This is a genomic window from Eubacterium sp. SB2 (assembly GCF_001244405.1).
Classification (GTDB): domain Bacteria; phylum Bacillota; class Clostridia; order Lachnospirales; family Lachnospiraceae; genus Faecalicatena; species Faecalicatena contortus_B.
This window is the reverse complement of the sequence record NZ_LN865153.1, coordinates 1,150,442-1,169,677: the sequence shown is the minus strand read 5'-3', so window position 1 is coordinate 1,169,677 and position 19,236 is coordinate 1,150,442. Positions and strand designations below refer to the sequence as shown.

Below are 19,236 nucleotides of genomic sequence, written 5' to 3'. Positions count from 1 at the left end.
ATGAAGCCCCGGCCTTCTTTTCTTCCGGCTTTGTCCCCCTCCCCGTCTTAGTCAGGCGGACCTCATCCAAAAAGCCCTAAAATCGAATCCCCCTAGCTACCAGCTTGGGAAGAAGAGGTTATTTCCGATGTTGACTCCGGGCCTCCCCGCTGTTCCTGCATAGAGGAAGTAATAGCAGTCGGATACTGCGGCCAGCCGTGCTCCGTTGATGGCATCCTGGGCCACGGTGTAGGCCAGTTCGCTGGCGCCTCTTGCGAGTACGGCATCCAGACGGCCTGACCATACCGGCTCAAACTGTCCGCCGGCGTAGACGACATCTGTGATCGTGTTCGGGAAGATCGGACTGTTTACGCGGTTCATGATCACTGTTGCTACGGCAAGCATGGAATCGTAATCATGCATGGCCTCACAATCGAGTATTGCCGCAAATACATCCAGATCGCTTCCGGCCACATTGGTTGCTCCGCCGTTGACTATGGTGTCATCATACCCTCCGTTATCACTGCCGCCTCCGGAATTGCTGTTTCCTGAATCATTGCCTCCGGATGGCGTGTCTCCGGGGTTATTATTGTCATTCGCGTTGTTATTGCCGCTGTCAGGCTTCTGGGCAGCGGCGTTTTCTGCCGCAACTTTAGCGGCTGCCTCTGCAGCCAGCTTGGCGGCTTCCTCCTCCCGCAGCTTTTTAAGCTGTGCGTTGAAGGCGTTCAGATCAGTAGAGGTTGCCTCTGCCTTCTGAACCAGCTCTGCCTGCCGGGTCTCCAGGTTTTTCTGCAGTTCCTTCATAGAATCCTGCTGAGCCTCCAGAGTTACTTTTCTGTCAGCAATCTCTTTCTGGGTATCCTGCAGGATCTGGAGCATCCCCCGGTCATATTTACTGATATTCTGTATGAAGTCGGCTTTGTTTAAAAAGTCAGTCAGGTTGTCCGCCGAAAAAAGCATCTCCAGGAGTGTTGCATTACCGGTTTCATACATATACTTAATACGGGATTTCATATCTTCGTATTGTTGTGCTTCGTCTGCCTCTGCCTCAGCTAAGGAATCTTTTGTCCTCTGGATTTCACCGTTGGTAATTTCAACCTGCATCTCAGTTGTTGATATCTCATCACTTATTGCCACAAGTTCCTGATTGATACCTTCAAGCTGATTCTGCAGATCAGAAGTTTTGCTTTCGAGACTTTCTGCATCTTCGGCATGCGCCGGGAAAACAGAAAGCACCAGTACAAGAGAACAGATAAATGCCAGAAGAGCCTGTCCCCTGTGTTTTAAGCGCAATTTCATATTCTACAATTCCTTTCTTAATTGTTTTGCCCTGATATTATACTATAAATTGCTTTATTAAGCAAATTTTGATAGAATAAGTTATAAAAATTTAGTGAGAAGTAAGGAGCTGGCAGGAGATGAAACAGCAGATAAAAATGATTGGACTGGACTTGGACGGTACACTTTTGAATGACAAAAAGGAACTGCTGCCGTATACAAAGCAGGTGCTGCAGGAAGCAATTGCAAAAGGGATAGTCGTACTGATGGCAACAGGAAGACCGTTTACGGGCATTCCGGAGGAACTGAGATATTTCCCCGGCATCCGTTATGCACTTACCGCAAACGGGGCGAGGGTGATCGATGCGCAGGAAGAGAAAATTCTCATTGAACGCCTCCTTCCGATAGAAAAAGCGAAGAAAGCATTGGAAACTCTGCGGAAATATGATACATTACAAGAAGTGTACTTTGACGGACAGGGGTATGCAGATAAAGAGAAGCTGGATTCCATCAGCCGTTACCATCACAATCCGCATATGTGGGATTATGTGCGCAGCACCAGGAAAGCAGTGCCGGATGTCATGGCGCTGGCAGTGGAACGATATCAGGATATGGATAAAATGCAGGCGCTGTTTGCCGATTTGGAAGAAAAAGCGGCTGCATGGAGTGAACTGGAACAGCAGGAGGGTATCGTACTGGTCAGCTCGCTGGGATATAATATAGAAATAAACGCCGCCGGAGTAAACAAGGGAACAGCCTTAGTTGAACTGGGCAGTATGCTTGGAATCAGGCGCGAGGAGATTATGGCATGCGGTGATGGCGACAACGATATTGAGATGGTAAAAGAAGCCGGCTTTGGCGTTGCGATGGGTAATGCGGAAGAAGAGGTAAAGGCCGCCGCGGATTACATAACACTTTCCAATGAAGAAGAGGGGGCGGCAAAGGCCATTGAAAGATTTGCTCTAAGAGGAGGAGACATATGTTAGAAGCTTTAAAGGTAATTGTACTGGGGATTGTAGAAGGTATTACCGAATGGCTGCCGATCAGCAGCACGGGACACCTGATACTTGTAGAAGAGTTTATAAAGCTGAAGATGACGGAAGACTTTATGTCAATGTTCAATGTGGTCATTCAGCTGGGGGCAATCCTGGCGGTTGTAGTCATCTATTTTCATAAACTGAATCCGTTTTCTGATACGAAGACGCATAAACAGAAGATGCTGACCCTTCAGCTGTGGGTAAAAGTGCTGATCGCATCGGTTCCGGCAGCCATAATCGGCCTTTTGTTTGACGACTTTATTGATGAACATTTGATGAATTATGTGGTAGTAGCGATTACGCTGATTCTGTATGGTATTGCATTTATTGTCGTTGAAAAACGGCATGAACATGTGAAGCCGGCGGTGAAGAGGCTGTCGGACCTGACGATCCCAATGGTCGTGATTATCGGATGCTTCCAGGTGCTGGCGCTGATACCGGGTACCTCACGGTCGGGCGCAACGATAATCGGCGGTCTGCTGATTGGGGCGGCCAGAGGCGTAGCTGCGGAATTCACATTTTTCTTAGCCATTCCGGTTATGTTTGGGGCCAGCTTCCTTAAGATCATTAAGTTCGGTTTTCATTTTACGGGCGCGGAAGTATTTTTGCTGCTGCTTGGATGTATCATCTCCTTTGTGGTATCCATATTCGCCATCAAGTTTTTGATGCAGTATATCAAGAATCATGACTTTAAAGTATTCGGTTATTACCGAATCGTCCTGGGAATCATTGTGCTGCTCTACTTTGGGATGACTGCATTATTTGCATAAAAGGCGGCAGACAGAAGTATAAAGGGGATAAAAGAAATAGTATATTCAGTACGGGGAGGGCCTCTATAGCCTTCTCCTTTTTATTTCCGATGGAATATTAAGGGAAATACGGCGCATAGTCTTGTTTTTTATAGAAAACATGATAAAATATAGAGATAATGTGTATGATTATGCATAACAATGTAAATTTGGAGGGTACGGAAAATGAAAAAGAAAGTTTTAAGCGTTTTATTGGTGGCAGTATGCGTATTATCAATGGCGGCATGCGGATCTAAGAAGGAAGACAGCAGCGCAGGTGACAGTGGTAAGAAGGAAAAGCTGGTGATGGCTACGAATGCGGAATTTCCGCCGTATGAATTCTACGAAGGAAAAGAAGTCGTAGGAATCGATGCTGATATTGCGGCTGCAGTAGCAGAGGAGATGGGGATGGAGCTCGAGATTGAGGACATGGCTTTTGATTCTATCATCACTGCAGTAACAAGCGGAAAAGCAGACATCGGCGCGGCAGGTATGACTGTGACGGAGGACCGTCTGGAAAATGTAGACTTTACTGATACATATGCAACAGCAACACAGGTAATTATCGTTAAAGAGGACAGTGCAATTGCCGGACCAGATGATCTGACAGGTAAGAAGATCGGCGTACAGCTGGGAACCACAGGCGATATCTACGCAGACGACATTGAAGATGCAACTGTAGAGCGTTATAACAAGGGATTTGAGGCTGTACAGGCACTGCAGCAGGGCAAGATTGATGCAGTAGTCATCGACGGAGAGCCGGCTAAGGAATTTGTAAAAGAAGCGGAAGGGCTCAAGATTCTGGACGAAGCGTTTACAGAGGAAGAGTACGCAATTGCAGTGAAAAAAGGAAATGATGAACTGAAAGAGAAAATCAATGATGCACTGGCTAATCTGAAGGAATCTGGTAAATTGGATGAAATCGTAGCGAAATATATCAGCGCTGACAGCGCGGAATAAAAGAGGATACGATTATGTTGCAGACGTTGCAGGATAAGTTTTATGGGAATTTTATAGAAAAAAACCGCTGGGAATACATTTTAGATGGACTGGGGGTCACTTTGCAGGTGACCTTCTTTGCCGTCATAATCGGAATTGTAATTGGTTTTCTGATTGCAATTATACGCTCCACATATGACAAAACAGGAAGGCTGAAGATCCTTAATGCAATTTGTAAGATCTATCTGACGGTGATCAGAGGAACTCCGGTTGTTGTACAGCTTTTGATCATTTACTTTGTAATATTCGGAAGCTCAGACATCAGCAAAGTGCTGGTAGCTATTATGGCATTCGGGTTCAATTCCGGGGCCTATGTTGCCGAGATATTCCGCTCTGGTATCATGTCTATTGATAACGGACAGTTTGAGGCTGGGCGCAGCCTGGGATTTAATTATGTGCAGACCATGATCCATATCATTATGCCGCAGGCTTTTAAGAATGTTCTCCCGGCGCTTGGCAATGAGTTTATCGTGCTGTTAAAAGAGACATCAGTCTCTGGTTATATCGCCCTGCAGGATCTTACCAAGGGCGGCGATATCATACGAAGCCGTACATATGATGCATTCATGCCTCTTATTGCTGTAGCTTTGATTTATCTGATTATGGTAATGATCTTTACAAAGCTCGTAAATCTGCTGGAGAGGAGGCTGAGAAACAGTGATCACTGATGGAGAAGTATTGATTAAGGTAGAAGACCTTCATAAAGTATTTAATAACAGGCTTCATGCACTGGATGGGGTAACGGAAGAAATCCGTAAAGGCGAAGTTGTTGTAATTGTCGGACCGTCAGGCTCTGGTAAATCAACGTTCCTCCGATCCTTGAACCTTCTTGAGACTCCGACGACGGGGCACGTATATTTTGAAGGAACAGACATTACAAGCAAGGAAACGAATATCGACCGCCATCGCCAGAAGATGGGCATGGTGTTCCAGCATTTCAATCTATTCCCGCACAAGACGATTATGGAAAATATCACGCTTGCACCGATTAAGCTTTTGAAGAAGAGTAAAGCCGATGCTGAAAAGCGGGCGATGGAACTTCTGAAGCTGGTTGGGCTGGAGGAAAAGGCACATGCCTATCCGTCCCAGCTGTCAGGCGGTCAGAAGCAGCGTATTGCAATTATCCGTTCTCTGGCAATGAATCCGGATGTCATGCTTTTTGATGAACCGACTTCCGCCCTGGATCCTGAGATGGTGGGGGAAGTTCTGGAGCTAATGAAAAAGCTTGCCCATGATGGAATGACTATGGTGGTTGTGACACATGAGATGGGATTTGCACGGGAAGTGGCGACCCGGGTTATATTTATGGATGAAGGGAAAATAAAAGAACAGGGGCCTCCGGAGGAATTCTTTAATAATCCGGAGGAACCTCGGCTTCGGGAGTTTCTTTCGAAGATTTTGTAGGCAGGGGACGCCTGATGGAAGCGGGACGCACCGACAGCGGCGGGGGATGCTTATGCTGTTTTTGGAAACCGGCCGCTTCGCTTAAGAAGAGCTAACTGCAAAAAAACCGCATTTTATGGGTCGGAGCGTATTCACTTAGAAAGCTGATGCTTTCTAAGTGAATACGCTCCGGGAAATTGATTCGGAATCAATTTTCTCCCATAAAATGCGGTTTTTTCGCAGTAAACTCTTCGTAACAGTTCAGGCCAGTCTGAACTGTTACAACTCTTCTTAGGCAGCCAATAATCTCCAACTATTATTTTGTTTCTTTTTAGGGGGTTCTGTGGTAGTCTAATAGGTATTGGTGATGAAAGAGGTTTTTGTGTATGAAGTATGAACGAATAGAAAAGGCTGTGTTTTTGGAGCGGCCGAATCGGTTTATTGCGTATGCTCTGGTTGCGGGGCGAAGAGAGACGATTCATGTGAAGAATACGGGGCGGTGCGCGGAGCTTCTCAAGGCGGGGGCTGTTATTTATGTGCAGGAGAGCCTTAAGCCGGAGCGGAAGACGAAGTGGGATTTAATTGCTGTGGAAAAAGGGGACAGGATGGTGAATATGGATTCTCAGATTCCGAACAGAGTGGCTCAGGAATGGATCGAAGCCGGTAATTTGTTTGGGGAGTCTCCGTTTGTCAGGGCGGAGACTACTTATGGGAACTCGAGGTTTGATCTCTATGTTGAGGCAGACGGGCGTAAGTGTTTTGTAGAGGTGAAGGGGGTTACGCTGGAAGAGGATGGCGTGGCGCGATTTCCAGATGCACCGAGCGAGCGGGCGGTTAAGCATGTGGAAGAGCTATGTAAGGCTGTAAAGGATGGATATGAGGCTTATGTTTTGTTTGTGATCCAGATGAAGGGGATCCGCTATTTTACCCCAAATATGGATACCCATCCTGCCTTTGGAGAAGCGCTGCGCAGGGCCAAGGCGGCGGGCGTGCATATCTTGGCGCGGGACTGTAAAGTGACGGCGGATCGTATTGTCATGGATGAGGCGGTGCCGGTGGTGCTGGGGAGTCCGGAGCTGAAAGAGGCGGTGGTTCCCCTTGTGCGCTGGTACCGGGAACATAAACGGGATCTGCCCTGGCGGCATGATATCAGCGCATACCGGGTCTGGATATCTGAGATTATGCTCCAGCAGACGAGGGTGGAGGCTGTGAAGCCCTATTTCGAAAGATTTTTAAGGGAGCTGCCTACGGTGAAGGACCTGGCTGAGGCGGAGGAAGACCGGCTTATGAAACTGTGGGAGGGGCTTGGCTATTACAACCGGGTACGGAATATGCAGAAGGCGGCCCGTCAGATTATGGAGGAATATGGAGGGGAGTTTCCGGATACATATGAGGGAATCCGTTCGCTGACGGGAATCGGGAGCTACACGGCAGGAGCGGTCGGCTCTTTTGCATTTGGAATTCCGAAGCCTGCGGTGGACGGGAATGTCCTGCGGGTGGCGGCAAGGCTTATGGCGCGGGATGACGATATTATGAAAGCGGGTGTCCGGGCGCGCATTGAGGAGGAGATCGAGGAAGTGATTCCTGCCGATGCGCCGTCGGATTTTAACCAGGGACTGATTGAGCTGGGAGCCATTGTCTGTGTGCCGAACGGTGAGCCTAAATGTACGGAGTGTCCCCTGTCCGGGCTTTGTAAGGCCAGAAAGCTTGGCATTGAGACGGAACTGCCGGTCAGGTCCAAGGCAAAGGCCAGACGGATCGAGAAGAGAACGGTTCTGATCCTTTTGGACGGGGACACGCTTGCGATTAAAAAACGCCCGCCAAAGGGGCTTCTGGCCGGCCTGTATGAACTTCCTAATCTGGAGGGGCACCTGGACAGAAAAGAAGTGATACAGTACTGCAACTCCATCGGGCTGTCTCCGCTGCATATAAAAAAGGTACAGAGCGCGAAACATATATTCAGCCATGTAGAGTGGCATATGACGGGATATGAGATTAAAGTGGACGGGCTGGAGAAAAACTGCAGCGCGGATATGCTGTTTGTCCGCAGAGAAGAGATTGAAGATAAATACCCGATTCCTTCTGCTTTTGAGGTATATCGGTTACTGTTCAGACCGTGCCGTGCACCTCGCTGCACGGCATCGGAGCCGATAAAGTGATGGTCTCGGGGCATCTGGTCTTTGCTCCGCTTCGGTCCGTGCTAAACATGCGCCACTGGCGCATAGCACCCCTCGCCGTAGGCGACTTTAAATGGGCAGATGCCGTTACTGTGCACGCCCGTAGGGTGTGCACAGTAACGTATATCGCAGAGTTGTTTTAGAGTCCGCTCTGTTTTCTTGAATCCCGGGCGGATTTATGGTATACTCACTTTATAACAAGCGGGATAAAAGGAGTGTACATTTATGGGTGACAAGACAGAGCTGTCCAGGCAGCAGCAGAAATCAAAAGAAACAAAAGAACGGATCTTCCGCGCTGCAAAGCGGATTCTCCAAAAGAATGGGTACGAAGAGCTTTCTATTAAAAATATCTGTGAAGAAGCAGGTGTGTCAAACGGAAGCTTTTACCATCATTTTAAAACAAAAGATGATCTGCTGTCTTATTATATAGAGGATCAGCCCAGCATCAACCCTGATCTGCTCGATCTGCCCAGAAATGCGGAGGAAGCGAAGATTGCCATCATCCATGTGTATCTGAATTATGTGAATTACTGCAGGGAACTTGGCGTTGAGTTTATCTCTGGATACTACGATACGAAAAATCAGGCGCTGAATCCTGCCAGCCGCGCAGAGAGACCCTATCCCATTGTGACCGTGCAGACCTATGTTGAGAAAGCCATGCAGGAAGGAATTGTCAGACTGAATGTCAGCATTGAAGAGTTTACAACTGACATCCGTATGATTGTAATCGGCAATGTATTTGAATGGTGTCTCCGCGGAGGGGATGCCGATTTTGAAGGCAATATGCGCCGCTCACTTGGTAAATACCTGGACAGTACGATTTTATAAGATGCGGCCGTACCCTTTGAAAATACCGGCCGTGAATTGAAAAAAACTCATCCCCAGAAATGGAGGCAGCAGTATGAGATACAGCTTTATAGTGAATCCGAATTCCCGTTCCGGTATGGGAGGCTTGATATGGGATATCATAGAGCCGGAACTGAAAAAAAGACTGGTTGAATATGAGAGCTTTCGTACGGATTCCCCCGGTCATGCAACTAAAATTACCGGCAGTATCACCGGGGACGGAGAGGAACATACCCTGGTCGTGCTGGGGGGAGACGGAACCGTGAATGAAGTGCTGAACGGAATCGCCGACCTTGGGAAGACGGTCCTGGGCTATATCCCCACAGGTTCCAGCAACGATTTTGCCAGAGGGATGAAGCTTCCCACAGATCCGCTTGGGGCGCTGGATATGATTCTGAAGCCCGGCAGGATTCAGTCCATGGATGTGGGGCTTTTAACCCGCGCAGGGAAAGAACGGCGGTTTGCGGTGAGTACGGGAATTGGGTTTGATGCGGCAATCTGCCATCAGGCGGCCGTATCCAGGCTGAAAGTCCTGTTAAACCATCTGAAACTGGGCAAACTGACATATGTGGGAATTGCCCTGAACAGGCTGTTCCATGACAAGCCGGTTCAGGCAGAGATTACTCTGGATGGACAGGAGATAAAAAAGTTTTCGAAGGTATACTTTGCGGCTGCCATGAACCAGCCATACGAGGGCGGCGGTTTTTGTTTCTGCCCGGATGCGGCCGGGAATGACGGCCTGCTGGATGTGATTGTAATATCGGGGCTTCCCAGGCTGGCTGTCCTTTTGCTCCTGCCCACGGCATATAAGGGATGGCATGTGCATTTTCCTGGAATTCATGTTTTTAGGTGCAAAAAGGCCGTGATAAAAATAGAACGTCCGCTTGCCGTACATACAGACGGGGAACCCGTATTCCTGAGAGATCAGATAACGGCGGAGGTACTGGAAGAACAAATCAGGGTGATCACAGCGTGAAAGAAGGAGCAGGTTATGTATGTACTGGTTCTGGCTGCAGTTGGAACAGCAGCTGTTTATCTGTTTATGATTATGCCGCGTATGACGAAGCGGAAACAAATGAAGCTCTTTATGGGCCAAAAGTGGGCCCACAGAGGGCTTCATTGCGTTGAGAAAGGGATACCGGAGAATTCCATGGCAGCCTTTAAGGAGGCGGTAAAAGAAGGGTATGGGATAGAGCTGGACGTTCATCTGACAAAAGACGGCCGTCTGGTTGTTTTTCACGATGATACCTTGAAGCGCGTCTGCGGGAAAGAAGGCAGAATAGAAGAAATGTCATATGAGGAGCTGCAGCAATGCTATCTCAGCGGAACTTCCGAAAAGATTCCCCTTTTTTCCTCCGTCCTGTCCTATATTAAGGGGCGTGTCCCTTTGTTGATCGAGGTAAAGCTTCCCACGCAGAACACGGATATTTGTGTGCATCTGGAAGAGCAGCTGCGCGGATACACCGGGCCTTATCTGATTCAGTCCTTTAACTGCCTGGTGCTTTGCTGGCTGAAAAAACACCGGAAGGATATTCTGAGGGGCCAGTTATCGTCTAATTTGGTGAAAAGTGACCATTCGCCGCATTATATACTGCGTTTCTGCGTAAAATATTTGTTAAGTAACTGCATCACCAGGCCGGATTTCATTTCCTACAAATTAAAGGACAGCCAGAACGTCAGCCTCCTGGTACTCCACAGCCTTCTGTTTACACCGGTGGCGGTATGGACGCTTCGTACCTCCCAAGCCATGGAACAGGCGGTAAAGCAATATGATATGTATATATTTGAGGGGATAAGGCCGTGTGGTAAAAAGTGAAGGTTCGTTAGTAATAAATTAGTAACAATTAAGCTGCAAAGGCCCGTAAAATCAAAAGATTTTGTTAAGGTTTTATGAACATTATTGTTGTGGCATGTGATTCGTGCTATAATCGGGGCAGCTAGAGAATATGCATTAAAAAAAGGAGCGTTCGGTATGGACTTTAGGACGAAAGCCACGAATTTTATTAAGAAATATAAGCATGCCTGGGTGTTCAGCTATATCCTGATTTACATGCCCTGGTTCATGTATCTTGAGAAGCATGTAACATCAGGCTATCATGTTATACATTCCGTAATTGATAATAAGATACCGTTTGTAGAATACTTTATTGTGCCATACCTGCTGTGGTTTGTATTCATAGCAGCCACATTTTTATACTTCTTTTTTACAGATGTGGACGGCTTCTACAAGCTGGCAAAGCTGATGTTTGCTGGAATGACGATTTTTCTGATTATATCCACGTTAGTTCCGAACGGCCTGAATCTGCGTCCTATGTACTTTGCCAGGGATAATGTTTTTGTGGATATGGTAAAGATGCTTTACAAGGCAGATACTCCGACCAATGTTCTGCCAAGCCTTCATGTATATAACTCTCTGGGGGCCTGCATAGCCATCTATAACAGCAAGGCGCTGCAGAAGCATAAGGTGATAAGCTGGAGTGCCTATACCCTGGCGGCCCTGATTATACTCGCAACAATGTTCCTTAAGCAGCATTCGATCATAGACGTAATGGCAGCTTTTATCATGGCTTATACCATTTACCAGTTTGTCTATGAGTCAAGCCGAAAAAAAGCGCCCAAGCTTTCGAATCAGATTGCCACCTGGGGCAAATAGTATTCACAGCATATTTTAGATTATTTCATCCGAAACAGAGAGTATTTCCCAAAGCACACTTTGGAAAATTAAGAGGACTGCGGAAAAGTCATCCGGACTTTTCAAAATGGCTTCTGGAATCTCTGATCCGGGTGAAATTTTTTTCAGTATTCAGAGGTTAAGCCGCAGCGATGGCAGCAGGTTCTGCGGCCTGCCCTGGCAGGGACTAAAAAAACCAGCCGGAATCACTATATCTATAGCCAAACCATTGGCTGTAGTGTTATAATGTGAAAAGATTAGCCGGGAAGAAGCGCGTAGCGCCGCAATGACGCCTGGCGTACTTGAATATGAAAAGAATTAGGAGGAATGAGATTAGACATGGGCAAGATAATGTTAACAGGGGACAGACCGACCGGGAGACTGCATGTGGGTCACTATGTCGGTTCATTGAAGCGAAGAGTGGAACTGCAGAATGCAGGCGAGTATGACGATATATTTATTATGATAGCGGATGCGCAGGCACTGACGGATAACGCGGACAATCCGGAGAAGGTACGTCAGAATATTATAGAGGTGGCGCTGGATTATCTGGCATGCGGTCTGGATCCGGAGAAGTCAACGCTGTTTATCCAGTCACAGATACCGGAATTATGCGAATTATCTTTTTATTATATGAACCTGGTTACGGTTTCGCGTTTGCAGCGTAATCCTACGGTAAAATCCGAGATTCAGATGCGGAATTTTGAGGCAAGCATACCAGTCGGTTTCTTTACTTATCCGATCAGCCAGGCCGCTGATATTACAGCGTTTAAGGCAACCACAGTTCCGGTTGGAGAGGATCAGCTTCCGATGCTGGAACAGACAAAGGAGATTGTAAGAAAGTTTAATTCGGTCTATGGCGATACGCTCGTGGAGCCCGATATTCTTCTTCCCGACAATACGGCGTGCCTGAGGCTGCCGGGTACGGACGGAAAGGCAAAGATGAGCAAGTCTTTGAATAACTGCATTTATCTCTCTGAGGAGCCGGATTCAATCAAACAGAAGGTATTTAGTATGTTTACGGATCCCACGCATATTAAAATAGAAGATCCGGGTAAGCTGGAGGGCAATACGGTGTTTACGTATCTGGATGCCTTCTGCAGGCCGGAATATTTTGAGGAATTTCTGCCGGACTATACGGATTTGGATGAACTTAAAGCACATTACCAGAGGGGCGGGCTTGGAGATATGAAGGTGAAGCGTTTCCTGAACGCAGTCCTTCAGGCGGAACTGGAGCCTATCAGAAACAGAAGAAAAGAATACCAGAAAGATATCCCATACGTATATGAGATTCTGAAAAAGGGAAGTGAGAAGGCTGAGAGCGTGGCTGCCGATACTTTGCGTGATGTGAAAGAGGCGATGAAGATTAATTACTTTGAAGACCTGGAGCTGATCAATGCACAGGCAGAGAAGTTCAGGGAGTAACGAAGCGAAGGGGTCCTAATATGCAGGATATAAAGAACTCTGAAGAGTATAAGAGCCTTTGGGCGCGTGCCAACTATGATGATCTGACAAAGGTATTGAACCGCAGGGCGGGCAGGGAACGTCTGATAAGTTTGCTTGAAAAGGCAAGAACTGAGAGCAGGATACTGGTCGTGGCACTGTGTGATGTGAATGACCTGAAACAGATCAATGACAGACACGGGCACCGTGAAGGTGACAATATGCTACGATACGTTGCGATGTCCATGTCCCGGGAACTGAAAGAAAACGATGTTCTTTTCCGGCTGAGCGGGGACGAATTTGCTATGGCATTTTATGATGAAAATGAAAAGAATGCAGAAAAGCGCATGCAGAGGATCCTGGCATATCTTAATGAAAAAAAGAATTCCAGAAAATTAATGTACGAAACGTCTTTTTCCTATGGTCTTGTAGAAATCTATCCGGAAGAATACTATATGGTTGAAGACCTTCTTGAAAAAGCGGACTGCAAAATGTATATACAGAAGAGGAATTATCATATACTGCGTGCGAAGCAGAGGCTGGAGCAGCAGAATGATTCCGGAGTCCGGGAGTTTATATATGACAAGGAGCATCTTTATGATGCACTTATGGAAAGTACAGACGATTATATATTTGTCGGAAACATGAAAACCGGAGTATTTCGTTATCCGCCTGCTATGGTCAGGGAATTCGGGCTTCCAGGGGAAGTGGTGGAGAATGCTGCTGCGTTTTGGGGCGGGAAGATACACCCTTATGATGAACGTCACTTTCTGGAGAGCAATCAGGAGATCGCAGACGGACGGATGGAGTCCCATGATATCGAATACCGCGCCAAAAATGCCAGGGGAGAATGGATCTGGCTTCGCTGCCGCGGCAGGATGATCAGGGACGAGAGAGGGGAACCGAATCTGTTTGCGGGAATGATTACCAATTTGGGGCGCAATCATAAGACTGACCATATGACGGGTCTTTATAACCGGTTCGAATTCGAGGGTGATGCAAAAAAATATATGGTAGATCTGGAGGAAACCGAGTATCTTGGAATTATGCTTCTGGATATGGATGGTTTCCGTAATATCAATGACTTAAATAACCGCTCTTTTGGGGACGCTGTCCTAAAAATAACGGCACAGAAGATTGTCGAATTCCTTCCATCCAATGCGAGAGTGTACCGGATGGACGGAGATGAATTTGCAGTCCTGTTTCTGAATGGAAGCAAGGAGGATGCCATGGAGGTATTCAGCCGGATCCAGAGTCATTTCCAAAAGATTCAGGACTATAAAGGGCGCAAATATTACTGCACGATGTCTGCTGGTTATGCTTCCTATCCGGAGGATTCGGATGACTATCAGGAACTTCTGCAGTACGCAAATTATTCACTGGAATGTTCGAAACTAAAAGGGAAAAACCGGCTTACCGTATTTACGAAGGAGATCCTGGAGAGCAGAGGGAGAAAGCTTGAAATGACGGAACTTCTCAGAGAAAGTATCGAGAGAGGCTTCACCGGGTTTTCTCTGAATTACCAGCCCCAGATTGTCTCCGGGACAAAACAGCTGAGTGGGGCGGAAGCGCTTGCAAGATGGCAGTGTACTGCTTTCGGCGATGTACCGCCGTCAGAGTTTATACGGATCCTGGAGCAGAGCGGACTGATAATCAAGGCCGGAAAATGGGTATTTACAGAGGCAGTCCGTCAGTGCAGTGAATGGATTAAGCGGAAGCCGGATTTTCGAATGAGTATCAATCTTTCGTATCCCCAGATGCTGGAGGAGGATTTTGAGTCCTTTGTGCTTGGAACTCTGGATTCTTTTCATGTACCATATGAAAATATTACCCTGGAAGTTACGGAAACTTACCTGATTGAGCAGGATAGCATTGTACATGATATCATGGGAAGACTGCAGGAAAAAGGGATTCAAACCGCAATGGATGACTTTGGGATGGGGTATTCTTCCCTGTTCGAGCTGAAAAACACGCCTGCAGATATCGTAAAAATAGACAAGGGATTTGTAAACGGGTTGACGACAGACTTGTTTACAGCCACATTTATCCGCTCAATCACAGAGCTATGCCATGACGTTGGAAAAACAGTCTGCCTGGAAGGTGTGAAGACGGTAGAAGATTATAACGTTGCAAAAGAGATTGGGATAGACCTGATACAGGGATACTATTTTAGTAAGGCAGTTCCGCCAGCGGAGTTTGAAGAAGTATTCTTAGAGGAAAGGAATGCTTCTGTAAAAAGAAATTAGAATAATAAAAAACCTGAAAGCAGATGCTTCCAGGTTTTTTAGCGTGCGCGAGAAGATTCGAACTCCCGACCTTCTGGTCCGTAGCCAGACGCTCTATCCAGCTGAGCTACGCGCACATACTGAAACTATTTCGTTCACAGCAGATATTAGTATATAATAAAAACACGGGCTTGTCAATAGGTTTATGAAATAAAAATAGATTGATCAAAAGAACTCGCTGAGAATTGTCTGGATTTTATAATATTGTTCTTCTGTAATTAAAATTTTCCCCTTTTTTGAAGATAGCAGGCCCTCTTTATAAAGAGCATCTAATTGCCGGTAAAGCGTACGGAGGCTTATATTTAATATTTGTGCCAGGTTTTCTTTTTTTGTTTTAACAATGACTGGAAAGTGTGAGTTTGGACAATATTGATAAAGCTGGAGTAAAAGTTTATCCCTGGTATTGTTTAAAAGTAAGCCGTCATTTTCCGTTAAAACCTGATTAATGAAAGAAGAGAGATATTGGATATTTATCCATCCGAATATAGGATCTGCTAATAGTTCATCTATGTATTTTTGGTTTGTAATACGGATATAGGCACAGGAAGTAATACAGCGTATGGTTGCCGTATGTTTTGTAAGCGTGGGATGTACGGCTTCAAAAAGTCCATAGATTTGTATAGGCCCTGCGGCAATAGATTTCAACATTTTACCGGAAGGACTGTATTTTTCCGTACAACAATAACCATCTAGAAGAAGGTAGATATTATTTGATGGCATTTCGTTCGAAATAAGCAGATCGTTTTTATCTGCATAGTCAATTTTTAAATGTTCATTGTCTAATATTTCTATAAATTCTTTACTTAGTGGATAGCGATACTCTGGAGATGTAACATACTGAATAATTTTTCGGAAATTCACCGACATTTTTTGTTCCTTTCTACCAAAAAGGTGACAGATGGCATTTTTTTAAAGTGTCTGTAATGATATCATATTTTCAGATAAGGCGCAACCAGTAAAATGAACCGGCCTCACATTAGTATTTTAATATTGGAGGAGGAAAGAATATGTTAAATATTACGAATCTAAAAAAGGATGTTGAATCAGTGATTACGAATGGAGCTCTCACACATGAGCAGGCTATGATAAACTTATCCGCAATTCCTTTAAACTATGTGGAGTTTTTTGAAACCACAAAAGAGTTTCGCGAGCTTTACGAGGCAGGATGTCTGTGTACTATGACAGAAGGAAATGTTACGTATCAACCCAGATATGCACTTCCTGACTATGAAAAATTAATGCGGGAGGGATGTAAGTTTCTGAGGCTGGACCCTCCAAAATGTTTGTTTGATGCGATCCAGACACTGGAAATGTTTTACCGTCATATTCCGTCTGTTACGCATTATCCGGTGTATTTAGGGTCTGTTGATAAACTTTTGGAACCGTTTATGGATGACGAGCATGCATATGACCTGATCAGAAGTTTTTTGATTTTTTTAGACCGCTCGATTCCAGATTCCTATTGCCATATGAATCTGGGTCCCGAAGCTACCAGAGCGGGTGAAATGATCATCGAAATTGAAACCGAACTGAAAAATGCAATTCCATCTATTACATTGCTCTATGATTCTGATATAACGCCTGATGATTTTGCAGAAAAATGTGTGATTTGTGCGTTGAATTGTGCAAAACCAAGTTTTGCAAATCATAAGGAGTATAGTAAATTATATGATGTGCCATATGGTATTGCAAGCTGCTATAATGCACTTCCTGTTTCCGGGGGCTCCTATACTTTATCACGAATTGTTCTCAGCAGACTGTCAGAGAGGGCCAAGGATAGTGAACATTTTGTAAGTGAATTGTTGCCGCATGCAGTGAAGGTATTATGTGAATATATTGAACAAAAAATTGAGTTTTTAGTGGAAAAGAGCCATTTCTTTAAATCTAATTTTCTTGTAAAAGAAGGATTTTTAAAAGTAGAAAATTTTACAGGTATGTTTGGTGTTGTGGGAATGAATGAATGCGTCAACATACTGATGGAGAAGGAAGGGCGGTCAGATAAGTATGGTTACAGTGAATATGCAGATCAGTTGGCGGTTAATATATTGGAAAAAATGAAAGAATGTGTGAATTCTTTTAAAAGCAAATATTGTGACTGCACAGATCATCATTTTACAATGCATGCACAAGTAGGGATTGACAGTGATTATGATATCAGCCCAGGAGCAAGGATTGCAATTGGTTCTGAACTTCCGCTGCATGAACATCTTAAACATTGCGGCAGGGTGCATCCTTACTTCACGTCGGGTGTCGGGGATATCTTTCCGTTTGATGCTACAGCACAGAGAAATCCTGATGCAATCCTGGATATGATAAAAGGAGGATTCTCTCAGGGAATGAGATACTTTTCTACCTATTCATCTGACAGCGATGTGATACGAATTACCGGGTATCTGGTAAAAAAATCAGACGTTGCAAAATTGGATGCAGGAATTGCTGTTCCGCAGGCAAACGCTATGTGGGGATACTATGAGGTGAAAAACAGTAAGATTTATGAGAGAAAGGTGCGAAATTTATAATGGCTGTTGTGAATAAAATCATACATAGCAGTGTGGTGGATGGGCCGGGGAACAGGGTTGCGATATTCATTCAAGGGTGTAACTATAAATGTGTTTACTGTCATAATCCGGAAACTATAGCAAAATGTATAGGATGTGGACTCTGTATAGAACATTGCCCTGCCGGAGCATTGCGTTTGGAGAGTGGAACTGTGCAGTGGAATGAAATGCTTTGTTGTGAGTGTGATACCTGTGTCCGTGTTTGTCCGCATCTGTCATCGCCAAGAACAAAGAATTATACCGCAAGGCAGATAATGGAGGAAATAAGAGGTGATATACCTTTTATCCGGGGAATAACAACATCAGGAGGGGAGTGTTCCCTGCAGAGAGATTTTATCGTTGAGTTGTTTAAGCTGGCAAAAGAACAGGGACTTACTACATTGGCAGACAGTAATGGCAGTTATGATTATACTCAGGATGAGAAGCTTTTACAGGTTTGCGATGGTGTGATGCTGGATATAAAAGCATTTGACCCGGATGCTCATATTAAGCTGACGGGAACGGATAATAAAATGGTTTTAAAAAATGCAGTATTTTTAGCAAAACATGAAAAGCTGGAAGAAATTCGTACGGTAATCGTACCGGAGTACCTGCCAAATGAAGATACGGTGGATAGGATCACAAACTTGTTAAGACCATATTTAAAGAGACGAGATATCCGATATAAGCTTATAGCATATAGGCCGTTTGGGGTTCGTGCACCTTACAGGGAAGAACTGAGATCTCCCGATCCTTCGGAGATGCAGTACTATAAAGAGATCGCGTTAAGAAATGGGTTTCATGATATTGTAATAATCTGATATTCTCACAAAAGAAAGGAGGCATACTATGATGAAAATTTGTATCGATTGCGACCCGGGAGTAGATGATTCACTGGCAATATTATTTGCGCTATCCCGGCCGGATATCGAAATTGTGGGAATAACAACAAGTGCTGGGAATGTAACTGCAAAGCAGGGAGCCGAGAATACATTAAGGATTCTAAAACTGGCAGGAATGGAGGGGAGAATACCAGTCTGCATTGGTGCGGAGAGTCCGCTGGAAGGGAAATGCGGAGAATTCCCGGATTTCATACATGGAAGAAATGGGATTGGAAATGTTGAGTTACCTGAAGCAGAGCAGAAGCCAATAGAAATGGATGTTTGTGATTTCCTGTATCAAAAGGCATGCGAATATGATGGGGAAATGATATTAATTACATTGGGACGTATGACAAATATTGCCATGGTATTGTCAAAATATCCGGACTTTTATAAAAAAATCAAGCGGGTTGTTTCTATGGGGGGAACCCTGCATGCACCAGGAAATGTGTCACCGGTAGTGGAAGCAAATATAGGAGGGGATCCGGAGGCAGCAGATATTGTAGTACAGACTCCATGGAACTTAACAATGGTCGGCTTGGATGTCACTTTAAAGACAATTCTGAGAAAGACAGATTTCGATCAGGCACTTGTGAGCTGCAGAAAAGAATGCAAAGAGCTGCTGTCTTTCTTACAACAGGAAATGAAGTGGTATATGCAGGGCGCTCACCGACAAAATTGGATGCGGGAGTGCTGCCCGCTTCATGATCCATTGGCAATGGTTGTTGCGGTGGACCCCGCCCTTGTTAGCACACAAAAACGAATTACGAGGATTGAGTGTGAGGGAAAGTATTGTCGAGGTATGGTTGTGACAGATTTAAGAGAGCAGCCAATAACAGGGAGATATGTTGAACATTGCATAAATGTAGATTCAGAAAAAGTACTTAATACATTATTTGCAGCTTTTCAGTAAATCTTAGGAAATGAGGCGT

17 protein-coding genes and 1 tRNA gene are annotated in these 19,236 nt (G+C 45.3%); 15 read left to right on the top strand and 3 right to left on the bottom strand.

Features of this window, described 5'->3' with window-relative positions:
* Positions 1–96: 96 nt before the first annotated feature.
* Positions 97–1,278 (bottom strand): cell wall hydrolase, encoded by a 1,182-nt coding sequence (locus BN1938_RS17525; RefSeq protein ID WP_050641806.1) that lies wholly within the window; start codon positions 1,276–1,278, stop codon positions 97–99.
* Between the two features lie 119 nt (positions 1,279–1,397).
* On the opposite strand from BN1938_RS17525, the gene BN1938_RS17520 reads away from it, so the two are divergent.
* The 12 genes from BN1938_RS17520 to BN1938_RS17465 all read left to right on the top strand — a co-directional run bounded on the left by BN1938_RS17520 (position 1,398) and on the right by BN1938_RS17465 (position 14,847).
* The gene (locus tag BN1938_RS17520; RefSeq protein ID WP_050641805.1) at positions 1,398–2,243 is read left to right on the top strand and encodes a Cof-type HAD-IIB family hydrolase; all 846 of its coding nucleotides are present in this window, start codon (positions 1,398–1,400) and stop codon (positions 2,241–2,243) included.
* On the top strand, positions 2,237–3,064 hold the full coding sequence (locus BN1938_RS17515) for an undecaprenyl-diphosphate phosphatase (protein ID WP_050641804.1): 828 nt from the start codon (positions 2,237–2,239) through the stop codon (positions 3,062–3,064). The genes BN1938_RS17520 and BN1938_RS17515 overlap by 7 nt, the downstream gene beginning before the upstream one ends.
* A 204-nt stretch (positions 3,065–3,268) precedes the next feature.
* Positions 3,269–4,042: a basic amino acid ABC transporter substrate-binding protein gene (locus BN1938_RS17510; RefSeq protein WP_050641803.1), complete on the top strand. Its 774-nt coding sequence runs from the start codon at positions 3,269–3,271 to the stop codon at positions 4,040–4,042.
* Between the two features lie 14 nt (positions 4,043–4,056).
* Positions 4,057–4,749, top strand: coding sequence for an amino acid ABC transporter permease (locus BN1938_RS17505; RefSeq protein WP_050641802.1), 693 nt, complete (start codon positions 4,057–4,059; stop codon positions 4,747–4,749).
* A gap of 10 nt (positions 4,750–4,759) precedes the next feature.
* Positions 4,760–5,485 carry an amino acid ABC transporter ATP-binding protein gene (locus BN1938_RS17500; RefSeq protein ID WP_207642678.1) on the top strand — a complete coding sequence of 242 codons (726 nt, stop codon included), beginning with the start codon at positions 4,760–4,762 and terminating at the stop codon, positions 5,483–5,485.
* 365 nt (positions 5,486–5,850) lie between these two features.
* On the top strand, positions 5,851–7,623 hold the full coding sequence (gene mutY, locus BN1938_RS17495; protein ID WP_050641800.1) for an A/G-specific adenine glycosylase: 1,773 nt from the start codon (positions 5,851–5,853) through the stop codon (positions 7,621–7,623).
* Positions 7,624–7,866: 243 nt separating this feature from the next.
* Complete coding sequence (locus BN1938_RS17490) at positions 7,867–8,469, top strand: TetR/AcrR family transcriptional regulator (RefSeq protein WP_050641799.1); 603 nt, start codon at positions 7,867–7,869, stop codon at positions 8,467–8,469.
* Positions 8,470–8,542: 73 nt separating this feature from the next.
* Complete coding sequence (locus BN1938_RS17485) at positions 8,543–9,463, top strand: diacylglycerol/lipid kinase family protein (protein WP_050641798.1); 921 nt, start codon at positions 8,543–8,545, stop codon at positions 9,461–9,463.
* A 15-nt stretch (positions 9,464–9,478) separates the two neighbouring features.
* Positions 9,479–10,303: a glycerophosphodiester phosphodiesterase family protein gene (locus BN1938_RS17480; protein WP_050641797.1), complete on the top strand. Its 825-nt coding sequence runs from the start codon at positions 9,479–9,481 to the stop codon at positions 10,301–10,303.
* Positions 10,304–10,459: 156 nt separating this feature from the next.
* Complete coding sequence (locus BN1938_RS17475) at positions 10,460–11,140, top strand: phosphatase PAP2 family protein (RefSeq protein ID WP_050641796.1); 681 nt, start codon at positions 10,460–10,462, stop codon at positions 11,138–11,140.
* A gap of 357 nt (positions 11,141–11,497) precedes the next feature.
* Positions 11,498–12,583: a tryptophan--tRNA ligase gene (gene trpS, locus BN1938_RS17470; protein WP_050641795.1), complete on the top strand. Its 1,086-nt coding sequence runs from the start codon at positions 11,498–11,500 to the stop codon at positions 12,581–12,583.
* A 20-nt stretch (positions 12,584–12,603) separates the two neighbouring features.
* A complete protein-coding gene (locus BN1938_RS17465; RefSeq protein WP_050641794.1) occupies positions 12,604–14,847 on the top strand; it encodes a bifunctional diguanylate cyclase/phosphodiesterase in 2,244 nt (747 codons plus the stop codon).
* A 42-nt stretch (positions 14,848–14,889) separates the two neighbouring features.
* Here BN1938_RS17465 and BN1938_RS17460 read toward each other — a convergent pair.
* Together BN1938_RS17460 and BN1938_RS17455 are read right to left on the bottom strand one after the other, a co-directional pair.
* Positions 14,890–14,963 (bottom strand) — tRNA-Arg (locus tag BN1938_RS17460).
* 88 nt (positions 14,964–15,051) lie between these two features.
* Complete coding sequence (locus tag BN1938_RS17455) at positions 15,052–15,753, bottom strand: Crp/Fnr family transcriptional regulator (RefSeq protein WP_050641793.1); 702 nt, start codon at positions 15,751–15,753, stop codon at positions 15,052–15,054.
* Positions 15,754–15,893: 140 nt separating this feature from the next.
* Here BN1938_RS17455 and BN1938_RS17450 point away from each other — a divergent pair, with 140 nt between their 5' ends.
* From BN1938_RS17450 to BN1938_RS17440, 3 genes are read left to right on the top strand one after another with little or no spacing between them, the layout of a single operon-like run.
* Complete coding sequence (locus BN1938_RS17450) at positions 15,894–17,405, top strand: YjjI family glycine radical enzyme (RefSeq protein ID WP_050641792.1); 1,512 nt, start codon at positions 15,894–15,896, stop codon at positions 17,403–17,405.
* The gene (locus tag BN1938_RS17445; RefSeq protein ID WP_050641791.1) at positions 17,405–18,244 is read left to right on the top strand and encodes a YjjW family glycine radical enzyme activase; all 840 of its coding nucleotides are present in this window, start codon (positions 17,405–17,407) and stop codon (positions 18,242–18,244) included. Before BN1938_RS17450 ends, BN1938_RS17445 begins: the two co-directional genes overlap by 1 nt.
* A gap of 28 nt (positions 18,245–18,272) precedes the next feature.
* A complete protein-coding gene (locus BN1938_RS17440; protein ID WP_050641790.1) occupies positions 18,273–19,217 on the top strand; it encodes a nucleoside hydrolase in 945 nt (314 codons plus the stop codon).
* Positions 19,218–19,236 lie beyond the last annotated feature (19 nt).